16 protein-coding genes and 1 pseudogene are annotated in these 16,199 nt (G+C 46.8%); 15 read left to right on the top strand and 2 right to left on the bottom strand.

What is annotated here, in order from left to right; translation table 11 throughout:
• Positions 1-108: 108 nt before the first annotated feature.
• The 4 genes from atpG (at position 109) to G476_RS0119600 (ending at position 4,229) form a co-directional block, all read left to right on the top strand.
• Positions 109-981, top strand: a complete 873-nt coding sequence (atpG, locus tag G476_RS0119620; RefSeq protein WP_026691584.1) for an ATP synthase F1 subunit gamma — start codon at positions 109-111, stop codon at positions 979-981.
• A 38-nt stretch (positions 982-1,019) separates the two neighbouring features.
• The gene (gene atpD, locus G476_RS0119615) at positions 1,020-2,432 is read left to right on the top strand and encodes a F0F1 ATP synthase subunit beta (protein ID WP_026691583.1); all 1,413 of its coding nucleotides are present in this window, start codon (positions 1,020-1,022) and stop codon (positions 2,430-2,432) included.
• A 145-nt stretch (positions 2,433-2,577) separates the two neighbouring features.
• Positions 2,578-2,979, top strand: coding sequence for a F0F1 ATP synthase subunit epsilon (locus tag G476_RS0119610; RefSeq protein ID WP_026691582.1), 402 nt, complete (start codon positions 2,578-2,580; stop codon positions 2,977-2,979).
• Between the two features lie 266 nt (positions 2,980-3,245).
• Positions 3,246-4,229, top strand: coding sequence for a nuclease-related domain-containing protein (locus G476_RS0119600; RefSeq protein ID WP_026691581.1), 984 nt, complete (start codon positions 3,246-3,248; stop codon positions 4,227-4,229).
• A gap of 155 nt (positions 4,230-4,384) precedes the next feature.
• Here the strand turns inward: G476_RS0119600 and G476_RS23740 are convergent, their stop codons facing one another.
• Both G476_RS23740 and G476_RS23070 read right to left on the bottom strand, forming a co-directional pair.
• Positions 4,385-4,555 carry a hypothetical protein gene (locus tag G476_RS23740; protein WP_156906646.1) on the bottom strand — a complete coding sequence of 57 codons (171 nt, stop codon included), beginning with the start codon at positions 4,553-4,555 and terminating at the stop codon, positions 4,385-4,387.
• A gap of 11 nt (positions 4,556-4,566) precedes the next feature.
• Positions 4,567-5,559 (bottom strand): M15 family metallopeptidase, encoded by a 993-nt coding sequence (locus tag G476_RS23070; RefSeq protein ID WP_051314959.1) that lies wholly within the window; start codon positions 5,557-5,559, stop codon positions 4,567-4,569.
• A 381-nt stretch (positions 5,560-5,940) separates the two neighbouring features.
• On the opposite strand from G476_RS23070, the gene G476_RS0119585 reads away from it, so the two are divergent.
• The 11 genes and pseudogenes from G476_RS0119585 (at position 5,941) to G476_RS0119535 (ending at position 15,799) form a co-directional block, all read left to right on the top strand.
• Positions 5,941-6,336, top strand: a complete 396-nt coding sequence (locus G476_RS0119585; protein ID WP_425387243.1) for an NADH-quinone oxidoreductase subunit A — start codon at positions 5,941-5,943, stop codon at positions 6,334-6,336.
• A complete protein-coding gene (locus tag G476_RS0119580) occupies positions 6,327-6,854 on the top strand; it encodes a NuoB/complex I 20 kDa subunit family protein (RefSeq protein WP_026691579.1) in 528 nt (175 codons plus the stop codon). Before G476_RS0119585 ends, G476_RS0119580 begins: the two co-directional genes overlap by 10 nt.
• Positions 6,851-7,330 (top strand): NADH-quinone oxidoreductase subunit C, encoded by a 480-nt coding sequence (locus tag G476_RS0119575; RefSeq protein WP_026691578.1) that lies wholly within the window; start codon positions 6,851-6,853, stop codon positions 7,328-7,330. The genes G476_RS0119580 and G476_RS0119575 overlap by 4 nt, the downstream gene beginning before the upstream one ends.
• A gap of 12 nt (positions 7,331-7,342) precedes the next feature.
• Positions 7,343-8,452, top strand: a complete 1,110-nt coding sequence (locus G476_RS0119570; protein ID WP_026691577.1) for an NADH-quinone oxidoreductase subunit D — start codon at positions 7,343-7,345, stop codon at positions 8,450-8,452.
• A 14-nt stretch (positions 8,453-8,466) separates the two neighbouring features.
• Complete coding sequence (gene nuoH, locus G476_RS0119565) at positions 8,467-9,411, top strand: NADH-quinone oxidoreductase subunit NuoH (protein ID WP_051314975.1); 945 nt, start codon at positions 8,467-8,469, stop codon at positions 9,409-9,411.
• Positions 9,412-9,415: 4 nt separating this feature from the next.
• Positions 9,416-9,802 (top strand): annotated as a pseudogene (locus tag G476_RS23975) (NuoI/complex I 23 kDa subunit family protein); the annotation flags it as partial.
• A gap of 293 nt (positions 9,803-10,095) precedes the next feature.
• Positions 10,096-10,593, top strand: a complete 498-nt coding sequence (locus G476_RS0119555; protein ID WP_026691575.1) for an NADH-quinone oxidoreductase subunit J — start codon at positions 10,096-10,098, stop codon at positions 10,591-10,593.
• Positions 10,590-10,904, top strand: a complete 315-nt coding sequence (gene nuoK, locus G476_RS0119550) for an NADH-quinone oxidoreductase subunit NuoK (RefSeq protein ID WP_026691574.1) — start codon at positions 10,590-10,592, stop codon at positions 10,902-10,904. The genes G476_RS0119555 and nuoK overlap by 4 nt, the downstream gene beginning before the upstream one ends.
• Positions 10,905-10,938: 34 nt before the next feature.
• Positions 10,939-12,804 carry an NADH-quinone oxidoreductase subunit L gene (gene nuoL / locus G476_RS0119545; RefSeq protein WP_026691573.1) on the top strand — a complete coding sequence of 622 codons (1,866 nt, stop codon included), beginning with the start codon at positions 10,939-10,941 and terminating at the stop codon, positions 12,802-12,804.
• On the top strand, positions 12,801-14,333 hold the full coding sequence (locus tag G476_RS0119540; protein ID WP_026691572.1) for a complex I subunit 4 family protein: 1,533 nt from the start codon (positions 12,801-12,803) through the stop codon (positions 14,331-14,333). The genes nuoL and G476_RS0119540 overlap by 4 nt, the downstream gene beginning before the upstream one ends.
• Positions 14,334-14,338: 5 nt before the next feature.
• Complete coding sequence (locus G476_RS0119535) at positions 14,339-15,799, top strand: NADH-quinone oxidoreductase subunit N (protein ID WP_026691571.1); 1,461 nt, start codon at positions 14,339-14,341, stop codon at positions 15,797-15,799.
• Positions 15,800-16,199: the final 400 nt, after the last annotated feature.

The raw sequence follows: 16,199 nt of genomic DNA, 5'->3' as shown, positions 1-16,199 counted from the left end.
AAATCTACCGTAAAGCGAGCCAGGCTTGAAACACAGCCTTTGTCATTTAGTAAATGAGACGCCCTTTTGCATAAGACAGTGAGTTTTGAAAAAAGGTGGTGAAGTACGATGGCCTCTCTTAGAGATATAAAGTCTAAAATTACGTCTACAAAAAAGACGAAACAGATTACAAAAGCGATGCAGATGGTTTCTGCTGCCAAGTTGAATAAGGCGCAGAACAAAGCGCAATCCTTTTGGCCTTATACACAAAAGATTCGTGATGTGGTTATGAGTATCGCTACGGGCACGGAAGCGACGCACCCGATGCTTGAGACTCGTAAGGAGATCAAGAAGACGGCATACCTTGTGATCACGTCTGATCGTGGGTTATGTGGCGCTTATAACAGCGGTCTCTTAAGACACACGATGAATACGATTAACGAGAGGCATAACTCCCAGGACGAGTATGGGATTATTGTGATTGGGAAAGTCGGTCGTGACTTTTTCAAGAAGCGTAATATGCCAATCTATCAGGAAATCGTTGGGGTTTCCGATCAGCCAAGCTATGCAGACATTAAAAATATCGCTGCCACCACTGTTGATATGTTCACAGATGAAGTATTTGATGAGGTCTACCTTCATTACAACCACTTCGTAAGTGCCATTTCACAGGAAATCACTGAAACAAAGCTCCTTCCTCTTACGGACTTTGATGGAAGTGAAAAGGAAGCGATTGGTGATACGCCAACGTATGAATATGAGCCGAACGAGGAAGTCATTCTTGAACAGCTTCTTCCACACTATGCGGAAAGCTTAGTGTACGGCGCATTATTAGATGGTAAAGCCAGTGAGTTCGGAGCGCGTATGACGGCGATGAGCGCAGCCACTGACAATGCTTCTGACATGATCGATCAGTTAAACTTGCGCTATAACCGTGCAAGACAAGCGGCGATTACACAGGAGATCAACGAAATTGTAGGTGGAGCATCCGCTCTCGATTAACGTTCATTCGTGTTCATAGGAAGTGAGGAGGAAAGATGATGAATAAAGGACGCGTCACTCAAGTAACAGGACCGGTTGTAGACGTAAAGTTCAACCGCGGAGAATTACCTGAGATCTATAACGCGATTAAAATCCAACACAAAGCTCAATCCTCTGGTGAAGTGGACGTGGACGTAACGTTAGAAGTTGCCCTTCACCTTGGTGACGACTCCGTGCGTACAATTGCCATGGGATCCACTGACGGATTGACTCGTGGGTTGGAAGTAGTCGATACAGGTAAGCCAATCGCAGTACCAGTAGGGGACGCTACTCTTGGACGTGTATTCAACGTTCTTGGAGAAGCGATCGACCTAGGAGAAGAAGTAGCTGAAAGTGTTCAACGTGACCCAATTCACCGCGAAGCACCGAAGTATGAAGAGCTCTCCACTGAAACAGAAATCCTTGAAACAGGAATTAAAGTAGTTGACCTCTTGGCCCCTTACATCAAGGGTGGTAAGATCGGTCTCTTCGGAGGTGCCGGTGTAGGTAAGACGGTACTTATCCAGGAGCTTATCAACAACATCGCACAAGAGCACGGTGGTATTTCCGTATTCGCAGGTGTTGGTGAGCGTACTCGTGAAGGAAACGACTTGTACCACGAAATGACGGATTCCGGCGTTATCAAGAAAACATCCATGGTATTCGGTCAGATGAACGAGCCGCCTGGTGCACGTATGCGTGTTGCCTTGTCCGGTCTTACAATGGCTGAGCACTTCCGTGATGAAAAAGGCGCCGACGTACTTCTTTTCGTTGATAACATCTTCCGATTCACGCAAGCCGGTGGTGAGGTATCCGCCCTTCTTGGACGTATGCCATCTGCCGTAGGTTACCAGCCTACACTTGCAACGGAGATGGGTATGCTTCAAGAGCGTATCACGTCTACGAAAAAAGGTTCCGTAACATCCATCCAAGCGATCTACGTACCTGCCGATGACTATACTGACCCGGCACCGGCTACGACGTTCGCCCACTTGGACGCAACAACTAACCTTGAGCGTAAACTTTCCGAGATGGGTATCTATCCAGCGGTAGACCCATTGGCGTCAACGTCTCGCGCGTTGTCTCCTGAAATTGTTGGGGAAGAGCACTACAACGTTTCTCGTGAAGTTCAACAGACGCTTCAAAAATACAAAGAGCTTCAGGACATCATCGCCATTCTTGGTATGGATGAGCTCTCTGAAGAAGACAAGCTTATCGTACACCGAGCTCGTCGTATTCAGTTCTTCCTATCCCAGAACTTCCACGTTGCCGAGCAGTTCACAGGCCAAAAAGGGTCTTACGTACCGGTTAAAGAAACGATCCGCGGATTCCGTGAAATCCTTGACGGCAAATATGACGACCTTCCTGAAGATGCTTTCCGTCTTGTCGGACGCATTGAAGAAGTCGTTGAAAAAGCGAAGGAAATGGAATAACAAGCCGACATTACGAGTGACGTCGGTGGTAAGGACGATTCGCATTGCGGTAAAGGTGCAACGTCACTACGCTGGGGGTCTGACCCCATCCCGCCTTTTATGAGGCGGGGGAGTCATTCGTGAAAACGGTGAAGGAGGATAAACCATGAAGACGATGCAGGTCAATGTCGTCACTCCCGATGGCAGTGTCTTCGAAGCAGAGGCCAATATGGTTAGTGTAAGAGCAGCTGAAGGTGAACTTGGTGTTTTACCAGGGCACATTCCTCTCGTTACACCTCTACGCATCGGCCCTGTCCGAATCAAGCAAGACAACCTAGTCCATCTGGTGGCGGTAAACGGCGGCTTCATGGAAGTTCGCCGAGATGAAGTCAACATTCTGGCTGAATCAGCCGAGTTGCCAACGAACATCGACGTGGCTCGTGCCCGCGCTGCAAAAGAGCGTGCACAGCGTCGCCTGGACGTTGCGAAACAAGACAACATCGACTTCCGCCGTGCGGAGCTCGCACTGAAGCGTGCGATCAACCGCTTGGAAGTGTCAGGAAAGTAATCGTATATAGAGCACCCCTGGTTAACGCAGAAGTGAAGGATTTTTTGCGCTGTCTAGGGGTGTTTTTTATAGGTTAGGGGAGGGGTGGGGCTTGCGTCGAATTTTGTCGGTAGGTGTCGTTTGGTCGATAAATTCGGATTAGAGCTCGATAAAACATTGTTAAAGGTCGATAACATCTCAGTAAGGCTCGATAAAAACCAAATAAAGGTCGATAAACTACAATTAGAGGTCGATAAATGACCTCAAACTAGGAGCTGATACACTAAATGTTCATCAAACCAATAGTAAAACCGAACATTCTCTTTCAATATGAAGCACTTCTACCACGACTACGTGAGTCATACCCCAACAAACCTGCTATTCTTTCAGACTACAAACGTATTTTAGCCGGATATTATGGAGAAAAGTCCCTTCAATACTATCTATCAAGAAGCCCTTCAGCTAACTATCAAAAATTCCACAGCATAAGACTCTCTATTAACGGTAACTACTTTCAAATGGACTTCCTTCTCATAGCACCCGAGAAAATCTTTATTTTAGAAGTAAAGAACATAGCCGGGACCCTCAAAATACAACCTTCCCTTCAACAAGTAGAATGGACAAATACCCAAGGCATCACAAAAATATTACCTGATTTTGTCATCCAAGCAGAATCTCAAAAAACACAACTGAATGAGTGGCTCAACAAACATTGCCCAAGTAACAAACCTATAGAAACATTGGTCATCATAGCCAATCAGTCGTGTCAACTAGTGATACCTAAAGAAGAACAAGGACATCCTTCGTTAGATTCCATTATCCGTAGCCCCTATCTCCCTGCTAAACTCGACTCTCTGAGTAAGACAAACACGAATGTAAAGCCCCATCAAAACCCTAAGTTACAACAGCAAATCTTAACTCAAGATTGTCCACAAACACTAAATATCTTAAAGAATTATGATCTAAGCGATTCGGATCTAATTAGTGGATTCAGATGTACCTGTTGTTCAGAAGGTTTTTTTGTAAGGTGGAACCGAAAATGGAAGTGTTACTCCTGTGAAGTTGTCAAGAAGACGAGTGAAATCGTTCACCCATTATTAATGGACTTTAGACATCTGCATGGTCCTTTAATTACAAATTATCAATTCAGGAGATTTGCTTCAGTAACATCTAGTTCTCAAGCTTACAAAACTCTCCGATCACTCAACCTCCCTACGATTGGTACAAAAAAGTCCACTACCTATAATTTAGAGATGCTGGCTAAGCTCTAAATAATCATGTGTGTTAATCGAGATATTGTTGGAGTTGTGTCGATCGGTGTCGTTTGACCGATATATTTAGAGTAGAGGATGATAAATCAGTATTAGTGATCGATAAAATATGTTTAATGGTCGATATCACTTCATTAAGGCTCGATAAAATCCAATTAAAGGACGATAAACAGAACCTCCACTACACCCTCAAAAAAAAACACCCCCATGCTCAACATGGAAGTGCTTCTACCCGTCGTCTCCGACACACTACTGATGCCTACACCTACATTTCTTCCAAACCTTGCTCCAAACCAAACAGCAGCAACACTACAAGAGACCACCATCGCCAATCCACCTATCCCACTACATCCTCAAGAATCCATCCATTTTCATACAACAATGTTGCCGTATCGACCCCAACATAACGAAGGTGCCAAGGCTCAAACGTGTATCCAGTCCGCTGTTCTTCACCCTCTGTATAGCGAATGATAAAGCCGTACTTGTGGGCATGTTCACCTAACCACGCACCGGCCTCCGTATTAGCGAAGTCCTGCGTAAGTGAATAGCGAACCACTTCATTTGTCACATCCATGGCAAGTCCGGTTTGGTGTTCACTTTCTCCGGGGACAGCGCTTGTGCGATTGGCTTCACTGAACCCTTGAATGTCAACGTTATTTGAAAAGATCCGTTGTTGGGATTCATAGCTACGATAGCCGGAAACCCCAAACAAGGAGAGCCCGTTCCCAAGGGCGTCAGCGAACAGCTCTTCGATAGCGTGGGCTGCTTGTTCTCTCATAAACATTCGTTCATCCTGCTCTGAAATTGTGAAAGGAATGTCTGGAATAACCAAGTCATCTGGACGGTAATCGTGAGGGAGGCGGTACTCCTTGTTTACCAACACATCGACAGCATCAGCATCCTCAATCATTGTTTTTTTGTTAAACGCATACGGCACTTCCGATATATCTGTACTCTTAACCCATGCTTGCCCCATAGCGGGTTTATCTATAAGTGACCACTCACCTTGCTCGTCCAACACAGAAAAGATGGAACCCCGGGGGAGATCAAGAGCAGCACCTTCGTTTTCACTTTCGTTAATCTCCGAGAAACCAAAAATCACATCGGGGGTTAAGTTCATCCCCGCGTAAAGGTGTTCAACCTTTTCATCAAGGTCACCTTCTTCATCCTCATCTACGACAGACGGGGTTTCGGTGGAGAGAAGAAGGCGGTCTTCTCCGTTTCTAGATTGAAGGTCGTTAGACTGCGAGCTAAAAAACAATTCAAAATTCCACACGGCAAACCCGACCGTTATTAAAATGATGGTTAGTATTCCTATCGTTTTTTTCATAAGATACTCCTTCGAAATAACCTGTGTAAATAATATCCTCTATTACCATAACAGAAGTCAGACCTTTTTCAGTTCCCAACAAAGGTTGAGTTTCGGCACGATCGTCACTACATCCAAGAATCTACCTCGCTACAAGAAAAATTCTACTGATATTCCCGTCCACACCTTCATACAAATTAGTGAGGGAATCTAAAAGTCAGGCTGTTTTATCAATCATTATTCCCAGATTTCACTGGATATTCACCGAAAAAAGGAGGGCCGTTTTGCCAAAAAAAGTTGCATATAAACGCAGAACATGACGAAGTTTGACTAAAGTTCAGATAATTCGGAATACTATAGACGGTTAATTCCAAGCTTTGGTATACTTTGGGAGAGAAAGACATGACGAATGGAGGGAGTGACGGTATGGATTTAGCGCTTTACTACGAAAATTACACTTATGTGGTGATCTTTTTGCTGCTTGGTGTGGCGCTACCGGTTGTAGCTTTATGGTTTGGAAGGCTTGTAAGACCGAAGAATCCTTATGAAGAAAAGCTCGTTACCTATGAAAGTGGGATTAAACCAACAGGTGACGCGCAAGTTCGCTTTCACGTCGCTTATTATATTGTCGCACTCGAATTCATCATCTTTGATGTTGAAACCGTTTTCTTATATCCGTGGGCGGTTACCCTCGATCAGCTCGGGTGGGCAGGGCTTAATGCCATGTTGATTTTCATCTTTGTTTTAGGGTTAGGACTCGCCTATTCTTGGAAAAAGAAGGTGCTGGAATGGAACTAAAAGGATTTCAAGACTTGGAAAAATACGACCCGAGACTCGCAGAAGACCTGAAGCGCAACGTTTTTTTTACAAAAGTCGAGCAAGTAAAGGCTTGGGCTCGAACGAGATCCCTTTGGCCACTTACGTTTGGACTTGCCTGTTGTGCCATTGAAATGATGGGAACAGGAGCAGCTCGTTATGATTTCGACCGCTTTGGTGTTATTTTCCGTGCTTCCCCAAGACACGCGGATTTGATGATTGTAGCGGGGACTGTGACAGCGAAAATGGCACCCGTATTAAGGCAACTCTATGATCAGATGCCTGAGCCGAAATGGGTCATTGCCATGGGCTCTTGTGCCACGTGCGGTGGACCTTATAAGGACGCGTACAGTGTTCTTAATGGAGTGGATAAAATTGTACCGGTTGACGTGTATGTACCAGGTTGCCCGCCGACACCTCCCGCGCTGCTAGACGGTGTAGAACTGCTCAGGAAGAAAATCCGCCAAGAAGCAGCTGGAGAGCAGGTGGTGAAAAAATGAGCCAAGAACTTCTCGAAAGAATCGTATCGCGAATTGAAAACATTCAAGGAGAAGGAGCAGTCCTTGAAGCATCACTGAATTTTTCAAAACCAATGATTACGCTCGATACCTCAAATTGGACACCGCAAATTGCACAGCTACTTCACGACGACCCAGAACTGAAGTTTAACTTTCTCAGCTGCCTCACAGGAATGGACTACGAAGAGCATATGGAAGTGATCTACAATTTTCACTCCATCCCGCATAACTACTACCTTTACGTAAAAGTGAAAACCGCACGAGAGAAGCCGACTGTACATTCTGTTCAGCCAATCTGGAAAACGGCAGACTGGCTTGAGCGTGAGACGTATGACTTGTTAGGCATTGAATTCCCCGGTCATTACAACTTGAAACGCATTCTCCTGCCGGACGACTGGGAAGGACACCCGCTCAGAAAGGACTATGTTACAGATAAAAAAGCATTGGGACTGGATTAAGGGGGCATCAGGATGTCAATTCGCACGGAACAGATGACATTGAACATGGGGCCGCAGCACCCGAGTACGCACGGGGTATTCAGGCTCGTCCTCACGATCGAAGGAGAGACCATCAAGCACGCCGAACCGGTCATTGGCTACTTGCATCGGGGCTCAGAAAAGTTGGCCGAGGGGCTCTTGTACACGCAATTCATTCCATATACCGACCGGCTTGATTACTTAAATGCCATGACGAACAACTATATTTACTGCGCGGGAGTCGAGGAGCTTCTTGAATGGGAGATTCCTGAGCGTGCGGAGTATTTGCGCGTTCTCGTAATGGAACTAAACCGTATTGCAAGCCACCTTGTTTGGTGGGGTACATTCATGCTTGATCTTGGCGCACTCAGCCCGTTTTTATACGCGTTTCGCGACCGGGACCTCATTCTCGATCGACTAAATGAAATTAGCGGGGCGAGGATGACGTTTAACTACGTCCGCATCGGCGGGGTGAAATGGGACGCGCCAGACGGATGGATTGAGCGGGTAAAAGAAACCGTGAAAGAGGTCCGAGAAAACATAAAAGAATACGACACCCTTGTGACAGGAAATGAAATTTTCCAAGCACGAACGATCGGGGTAGGGAAGATCAGTCAAAAAGAAGCGATCAACTGGGGTCTATCAGGACCGATTGCAAGAGGAAGCGGGATCCGGTTTGACCTTCGAAAAGAAGAGCCGTACTCCATTTATGATCGTTTCGATTTCGACATACCGACGTTTCAAGAAGGGGATGTGTATGCACGCTACAAAACCCGTATTGCCGAGATGCACGAGTCACTAAAAATCATCGAGCAAGCGTGCGAGCAAATTCCTGAAGGAGAGATCATCCATAAAAAAGGCAAGCGGATCATGATGATCAAACCGCCGGCAGGAGAGGTTTACAAACGGTGTGAAGCGTCTAAGGGCGAGATCGGTGTTTACATTGTAAGTAATGGAAAGACCCAGCCGTACCGGGTCAAACTTCGGCGTCCGTCCTTTGTGAACGTACAGATCCTTCAAGAGTTGCTCATCGATGAGCCGATCGCAAATTTGGTTGCGATTTTTGGAAGCCTTGACGTCGTTTTAGGGGAGGTGGATGCGTAGTGGATCTCGTGTTTATGATCATCTACGCTGTCTGTCTCATGTTGCTTCTCTTGGGCGCTGTTACGTACGCCATTCTTTTTGAACGAAAAGTAATTGGCTACATGCAGATTCGTATCGGACCGAACCGTCACGGCCCGTGGGGAATGTTGCAAACCATCGCCGACGTTTCAAAGCTTCTCATGAAGGAGGACGTAATTCCAAAGGCTGCGGATCGACCGATTTTTATCCTTGCGCCGGTGATCGCATTTGTCCCGTCGTTTGCCATCTACGCGACGATTTCGTGGAGCGAGAACATTTACGCGGCTGATCTAAACATTGGTGTTTTATATTTTATCGGTATTTCGTCAATCACCACGTTGGGTGTGGTGATGGGGGGCTGGGCATCGAACAACAAGTACTCCTTGATGGGGGCGATGCGAAGTGTCGCGCAAGTCATCAGCTACGAAATCCCTCTTGTACTTTCGATTGTAGGGGTGGTTATCTTAGCTGGCTCTCTCAATTTTAGAGAGATTGTTTTTTACCAAGAGTCAATTGGACTATGGCTCATTATCCCGCAGTTTCTTGGCTTCATTGTTTATATGATTGCGGCGATTGCAGAGCTGAACCGATCTCCTTTTGACTTGCCTGAAGCGGAATCGGAGCTCGTATCCGGTTATCATACGGAATACTCCGGATTTCGTTATGCGTTCTTTATGCTCGCTGAATATACGTATGCCATTGCGATCTCCGCCCTGGCGACAACGCTGTTCCTTGGTGGGTGGCTCGGACCGGCCTTTTTACCCGGCGTGGTCTGGTTTTTACTCAAAATGTGTGTGTTCATGTTTATCTGGTTCTGGCTCCGCGCCACATTGCCACGCGCTAGGGTCGACCACTTAATGGGCTTTGGGTGGAAAGTGCTTATTCCTCTTGCCCTCCTGAACATCGTGATTACGTCGATCATTAAAGTGTGGATGGGGTGATAACATGTTTCGACTACTCAAAGGATTCGGCGTCACACTGAACTATTTTCGAAAGAAGAAGTTTACCATTCAATATCCCGAAGAGAAAGTGGAAATGCCCGCGAGATTCAGAGGCGTTCACCGTTTCTTTCCGGAAAAATGCATCGTCTGTGACATGTGCGTGAAAGTGTGTCCGACAGATGTGATTACCTTGACGGGGAAAAAAAGCGAGGCGAATCCGAAGAAAAAAGTCATCGATACGTACAACATCGATTTTCAGGGGTGTATCCTCTGTGATTTTTGCACGGAAGTGTGCCCTACAAACGCCATCGTCATGACGGCGAAGTACGATAATTTATCCTCTTATACACGAGACGAACACTTTAAAGATATGGGGTGGCTCACCGAAAACAAAGTGTTCGGCAACTACACCGAGCCCGACCCGAATGCAGAAGAAGAAAAACCAAAAAGACCGGCTCGAACCAAAACCCCGGCAAAAAAAGAAGCGGGGTCAGACCCTGTGAGCACTACTTCACAAACAAAGCCACTGACTGAGGAGAAGAAAGAAGCACCTCCAAAGGCGGCGAGTGAAGAGAAGCCTATACCAAAAACAAAAAAGGAAACACCACCGGCACCTGAGGCGCAAGATCAGACCGGCAAAGCAGAACCCGCACCAACAACAGAAGAGAAACGAGGTGGGGGCGAATGAGTCCGCAGACGGTCTTCTTCATCATTTTCTCCGTTGTGATTCTTGTATGCGCGGTTCTTGTGCTGGCACTCAACCGGATCTCACACCGGTTAGTCGCGATGGCGTTCTGTTTCTTTGCCATTGCGGGGATGTACTTTTTACTCGGGGCCGAATTTATCGGGATCATTCAGATCATGGTTTATGTAGGCGCTATCTCGATCTTGTTTATTTTCGGAATGATGCTTACCGATCATAGAGCGGTCGGATTTGGACCTGAGCGGAGCCAGCTTCATAAAGTGTTCAGTTTTCTTGGTGTATCGACCCTCCTTGGCATGATGCTGTATGGCATTTTGACCGCTGACCTTGCCAGTAGCTCTGAGCCGTTTGTCGGTTCGGTAGAGGCAATTGGTCTTGAGTTGTACGGAAACTACGTGATTGCGTTTCAAGGGGTTGCTGTGTTACTTCTTGCCGCTCTTGTTGGAGCGATTGTGATCGCCAGGAAGGAGGCGGAGTGACGATGGTATCCATCCAATTCTTTTTGGCCCTGGCTGCAATCTTATTTTGTATCGGGCTGTACGGTGTGCTCACAAGGCGCCATTTAGTCGTTGTGCTCATCTGCATTGAACTGATGCTCAACGCCGTGAATATTAACCTAGTGGCCTTTTCGAGTATCGGTCCCTTCGCCAATATTACAGGCCAAGTATTCACATTGTTTGTAATTACAGTGGCGGCAGCTGAGGCGGCTGTTGGCTTGGCGATTCTCATCGCTCTCTACCGAAACCGAGCATCCATTGACGCGATAAAACAAGACTTGCTTCGCTGGTAAAAAAACAAAGCATTTATGAGGAAAAGGTGATGGTATGTTACAGAACGCTTGGATCATCCCGTTTTTTCCGTTGATCGCCTTTATCGTTCTCCTTCTTTTCGGGAAGGTGTTAAAACCATACGCTCCTTACGTAGGCATGGTCGCCCTGGGCTTTTCTTTTGTCGCTTCGGTGGTTGTCCTCGTTGAGCGAATGGGCACCGAGACGTTTGGAGCGGCTGTCGAGTGGATAACCATTGGCGAAAGCACGGTAACGATGGGATTTGAAGTAACACCTTTAAATGCAATGATGCTGTTTGTCGTCACATCCGTCAGTTTTCTCGTTCACGTCTTCTCAAAGCAATACATGAGAGAAGACGATCGCATTCATGTGTTTTACGCCTATCTAGGCTTGTTCTCGTTTTCCATGCTCGGACTCGTTTTGGCTCCGAACATTCTGCAGCTGTTTATTTTTTGGGAGCTAGTTGGATTATGCTCGTTCCTTCTCGTAGGGTTTTGGTATTTTAAACCGGAAGCTGCGGCTGCGGCGAAAAAAGCATTTCTTGTCACACGGATCGGAGATGTTGGATTATTAATTGGTCTCATCCTGCTCTTTAACGCTACCGGTAGCTTTGAGTATGGAGCCGCTTTTGAAGCGATCAACAATGGGCAGGTGTCTAGTGGACTCGTGACAGCAATTGCTCTCTGTATATTCCTAGGAGCAGTGGGGAAATCGGCTCAATTTCCGTTACACGTATGGCTTCCGGATGCCATGGAAGGTCCAACTCCCGTTAGTGCGTTGATTCACGCGGCGACCATGGTTGCGGCAGGGGTATACCTTGTTGCAGTCATGTATCCCGTATTCCAAAGCTCTGGAACGGCACTCACTGTCGTCGCTTATACAGGGGCGGTGACGGCGATCTTTGCCGCATCGATTGCACTTGTGAACACGGACATTAAACGGATTCTCGCCTATTCAACGGTCAGTCAGCTCGGGCTCATGATGCTTGCTCTAGGAACGGCGGGTTACGTGGCAGGGTTATTCCATCTCATGACCCACGCCTTCTTCAAAGGACTGCTTTTTTTAGCCGCGGGATCGGTCATTTACGCCCTTCATCATAGGCAAAACATTAATGAAATGGGCGGGATATGGAGAAACATGAAGGTCACATCGGTGACATTCTTAATCGGGGCATTGGCGTTGGCTGGGGTGTTCCCCCTAGCGGGGTTTTGGAGTAAGGAAGGGGTTCTGGCTGCCGTTTGGTCACACGGGGATCCGGTTCTTCTTTCCATCATGATTATTACTTCTTTTTTAACCGCTTTTTATATGTTCCGTCTGTTTTTCAAAGTGTTTCTTGGACAATTTCGAGGAGATCCGGAAGTCTCTCATCCTCGTGAAAATACGAAGTGGATGACCGTACCACTCGTCACGTTAGCTGCGCTCGCAGTGGTGGCGGGGGTTGTAAATAGTCCGTTGAGCGGGTACGCCCTTGAAGGATTTCTCGTTGAAGGCCTCACGCTCGGGGATCAAGCGCACGGGGGGATTGGTTTGGCTGCCTTATCGTTATTCCTTTCCGGCGCAGGGATTCTCCTTGCTTGGGTAAAATACGGACGATCTCAGGCAGTAGGGACGGAGCATTCCAAAGGCTTTATCAAGACCCTTCTTGTAAACAAATATTATATGGATGAGCTTTACGAAGCTGTGGTTGTCACACCGGTTTTAGCTTTGAGTCGCGTTCTCCAACGCTTTGATCGCTTTGCGGTTGACGGCACAGTGAACGTGGTGGCAAGGTCGCTTAGATCAGTCGGAAAAGCGGCGGGGAAACAACATAACGGTCAGATGCAAACATATGGACTTGTGACCATTGTGGGGAGTATTGCAATCCTTGTTGTGGCGTTTATGGTTAGGGGGTATTTCGGATGATCCCGAACATTTTATCGTTACTCGTTTTTTTACCGCTCGCAGGAGCGATCGTCCTTCTCTTGATTCCGCGGGAAAATAAAAACGTCATTCGCTCAATGGCAGTGGGAACATCCTTACTCGCTTTGGTGTTGTCGGTCGCCGTTTGGTCTGCTTTTGACAGAACAGTTAGTGGGATGCAGATGGGGGAGAGCTACCCGTGGATCGATTTTGGGATCGTACAGATCGATTATGCCCTTGGTATTGATGGCTTATCATTACCTCTTTTACTCCTTACGACAATTATTTCAACCGTAGCGATTGTCGCATCTTTCACCATTCGTGAACGAGTGAAAGAGTATTACGTTTGGACACTCGTTTTAATCACAGGGATGCTTGGGGTGTTTGCGGCTCTAGATTTATTCTTGTTTTTCTTATTCTTTGAGCTCACGCTGATTCCAATGTTCTTTATTATCGGGATATGGGGAGGGAAAAAGCGTTCATACGCTTCGTTTAAGTTTCTTCTCTACACGGGACTAGGGAGTGCGGTCATGTTTATGGCTTTCATCGCCCTTGCTTTCAAAGGGGCAGATGCTATGAATCTGGCTTCAGCCACCTTTAACATGGTCGGTTTGGCAGAAGCGTTCTCAAACCCTTCGAATTCTGAAGCAATCAGCAGTACGTTTAAAGCGGGATTGTTTCTTGCACTGCTTGTTGGTTTTGCGGTGAAACTTCCGATCTTTCCCCTTCATACGTGGCTACCGGATGCTTACGCTGAGGCTCCGATCCCTGCAACGATGATCCTGGCAGGTGTTCTTTCAAAGCTTGGAGCATACGGAATTTTAAGAGTCGGATACGGAATTTTACCCGATCAAGCGGTTTCTTTTGCCACACTGATTGCTATTTTAGGTGTCATCAACATCATTTACGGAGCAAGTCTCGCTCTTGTGCAAACGGATTTGAGGAAACTCATTGCCTACGCGAGCATCAGCCATATGGGAATCATACTCCTCGGAGCGGCTTCGTTTACCCAAGCGGGGGTGCAAGGAGCGATTTTTCAAATGGTATCCCACGGCTTGATTACGGCACTCTTGTTCTTTATGGCCGGAGCCCTTTATGTTCGAACGAAAACGTACACCTTGTCAGAGCTTGGAGGGTTGGCCAAATCAGTACCGGTTCTCACAGGCTTTATGCTCGCTGCGGCTCTCGCCTCATTAGGACTTCCGGGTATGTCCGGCTTTGTGAGTGAACTTCTCGCCTTTATGGGCATATTCGGGGCTTCACCTGACGTCATTCCTCAAGCGACCGTCATTGCCGTGATTGGAGCCTTAGGCATCATTTTGACAGCTGCTTACCTTTTGTGGGCGGTCCAGCGAACAGCCTTTGGTCAAATGGATGACAAATATAGAGGGCTACACGATGCGAGGCCTCTCGAATACGTTCCCATGATTGGCCTTCTCGGGGCAAGCATCCTGATTGGGGTATTCCCTCATCTGTTAAGTGACGTCATTAATAGCACTGTTATTGAATTCGTATCAAGGATAGGGGGTTAAAGGCAATGCTTTTATTTGATGCTAATTGGTCTTTAATGACCCCGGAGATCGTGTTGGCTGCATTTGCTTTACTTATTTTTACGATCGACTTTATGACTGGAGTGAAGGGGAAAAAGCCGTTCATCGGAAGGTTGAGTATCGTTGCTCTTTTAACAACAGCGGCCCTTGTGGTTGGCTGGAATGGGGCGCAAACGGCTAGCATCGGTCATATGTTCGTGGTCGATCCTTTTTCGACAGCATTTAAGGTCGTCATTCTAGTAGGCGTCGCCCTCGTCATCGGAATCAGTATGTATTATGTTGATCGCCACCCCGATATGTATCAAGGAGAGTTCTATTCGCTTTTGCTTTTCGCTACTCTCGGTGCGATGTTGATGGTTTCTTCTCTGGATTTAATTACCCTGTTTATCGGGTTGGAAATCCTAAGTATTTCCGCCTACTGTTTAGCCGGGTTTAGGAAGTACCATAAAAAATCAACAGAGTCGGCCGTTAAGTATGTAGTCCTTGGAGGAACGGCGTCTGCCTTTATTTTATACGGTATGTCGTTTATCTATGGTTTGACGGGAACAACAAGCCTTGTGGACATTGGCGGGCAAATTGGGACCTTGTTTGAGGCATACCCGTACTTGGTCATGATGAGCCTCTTGTTTATGATTGCAGGATTCGGGTTTAAAATCTCCGTTGTTCCGTTTCACATGTGGGCTCCTGACGTTTACGAGGGAGCGCCTACACCGGTCACGGCTTTCCTGGCTGCCATTTCAAAGGTAGCTGCTTTCGCCATTGTCATCCGGGTGTTTTTCATAGGTTTTGAAGGGATCTATGAAGAGTGGGGCTTTCTCATCGCCATTGTTGCAGCAGTGACCATGGTTGTTGGTAACCTCATAGCCCTAAACCAGCATAATATCAAACGCCTTATGGCTTATTCGGGGATTGCCCAGGCCGGATACCTTCTTGTGCCAGTGGCCGCCTTTGTGACACTAGACATGACGGTGAGTGTGGTGCTCTTTTATGCTATTGCCTATGTGATGATGACGCTTGGAGCTTTTGCGGTCATCACGTTCGTGACGGAGAAGACCGGTTCAGAAGACATTCTCAGTTTCAGAGGGTTGTATCATCGGTCTCCCTTCTTAGCCATTGCCATGAGCGCCTTTCTGATCTCCTTGGCAGGCCTACCGGCTACGGCAGGGTTCACCGGAAAAGCGTGGATTTTCTTTCAAGCCATATCAGCAGGCCTTCTCTGGCTAGCAGTGGTGATGATCGTCATGAGCGTCGTCTCCTTCTTTTATTACTTTGGGATCATTAGCCAAATGTTTATGAAAGAGCCCGATGAAGACGTGGTAACTAGAATGAGTATTCCGGTAAGTACGGCCAGTGTCGTATCAGTGAGTCTCGTCGTTACAATTGGTCTAGGGTTCCTTCCGTTTCTTTTGATCAACTTGTTTACATCCATGAATTGGATGGCGTTTTAAAAGTTAAAGAAAAATCGAAGCAGCATTGCCCAAGACTCCGGTGGCAGTCACGAGTATTGGCAACTTGCGCGAGGAGCAGGTAGGCTTTGATAGCCACCCAGTATTGAAGAGAACGATCAAAAGATCACCTTTCTCAACGAAAATAGGCAAAAAAATAACCATTTTCTGTCGAACGGACAGAAAAGGAGCCCTCTCTACGGACAATGTTTTATGGGCCTTGTAGAGAGGGCTTTTTTTGTGGGTCGTTGACACATGTAAGTTAAGGGATGTGTGTAAGGAAATGTAAATGCGGTTTTTGAGGAAAAAAAGGATGTTTTTTGCGAAAAAACCAGATATTTTCATTTTAGAAGTTTACAATCCTGTTACAAGTGTAATGTAGTATACTACAAGCTATTTATTC

It is taken from the genome of Alteribacter aurantiacus DSM 18675, assembly GCF_000429705.1.
Lineage (GTDB): Bacteria > Bacillota > Bacilli > Bacillales > Salisediminibacteriaceae > Alteribacter > Alteribacter aurantiacus.
Note: the sequence above shows the minus strand (reverse complement) of the source record. Positions and strands in the feature narration are given on the sequence as shown.

Bases quoted from the DNA above. Each gene is read 5' to 3' on its own strand.
- atpG (WP_026691584.1), top strand. From the start codon at position 109: ATGGCCTCTCTTAGAGATATAAAGTCTAAAATTACGTCTACAAAAAAG.
- atpD (WP_026691583.1), top strand. From the start codon at position 1,020: ATGAATAAAGGACGCGTCACTCAAGTAACAGGACCGGTTGTAGACGTA.
- G476_RS0119610 (WP_026691582.1), top strand. From the start codon at position 2,578: ATGAAGACGATGCAGGTCAATGTCGTCACTCCCGATGGCAGTGTCTTC.
- G476_RS0119600 (WP_026691581.1), top strand. From the start codon at position 3,246: ATGTTCATCAAACCAATAGTAAAACCGAACATTCTCTTTCAATATGAA.
- G476_RS23740 (WP_156906646.1), bottom strand. From the start codon at position 4,555: ATGGTGGTCTCTTGTAGTGTTGCTGCTGTTTGGTTTGGAGCAAGGTTT.
- G476_RS23070 (WP_051314959.1), bottom strand. From the start codon at position 5,559: ATGAAAAAAACGATAGGAATACTAACCATCATTTTAATAACGGTCGGG.
- G476_RS0119585 (WP_425387243.1), top strand. From the start codon at position 5,941: ATGACGAATGGAGGGAGTGACGGTATGGATTTAGCGCTTTACTACGAA.
- G476_RS0119580 (WP_026691579.1), top strand. From the start codon at position 6,327: ATGGAACTAAAAGGATTTCAAGACTTGGAAAAATACGACCCGAGACTC.
- G476_RS0119575 (WP_026691578.1), top strand. From the start codon at position 6,851: ATGAGCCAAGAACTTCTCGAAAGAATCGTATCGCGAATTGAAAACATT.
- G476_RS0119570 (WP_026691577.1), top strand. From the start codon at position 7,343: ATGTCAATTCGCACGGAACAGATGACATTGAACATGGGGCCGCAGCAC.
- nuoH (WP_051314975.1), top strand. From the start codon at position 8,467: ATGATCATCTACGCTGTCTGTCTCATGTTGCTTCTCTTGGGCGCTGTT.
- G476_RS0119555 (WP_026691575.1), top strand. From the start codon at position 10,096: ATGAGTCCGCAGACGGTCTTCTTCATCATTTTCTCCGTTGTGATTCTT.
- nuoL (WP_026691573.1), top strand. From the start codon at position 10,939: ATGTTACAGAACGCTTGGATCATCCCGTTTTTTCCGTTGATCGCCTTT.
- G476_RS0119540 (WP_026691572.1), top strand. From the start codon at position 12,801: ATGATCCCGAACATTTTATCGTTACTCGTTTTTTTACCGCTCGCAGGA.
- G476_RS0119535 (WP_026691571.1), top strand. From the start codon at position 14,339: ATGCTTTTATTTGATGCTAATTGGTCTTTAATGACCCCGGAGATCGTG.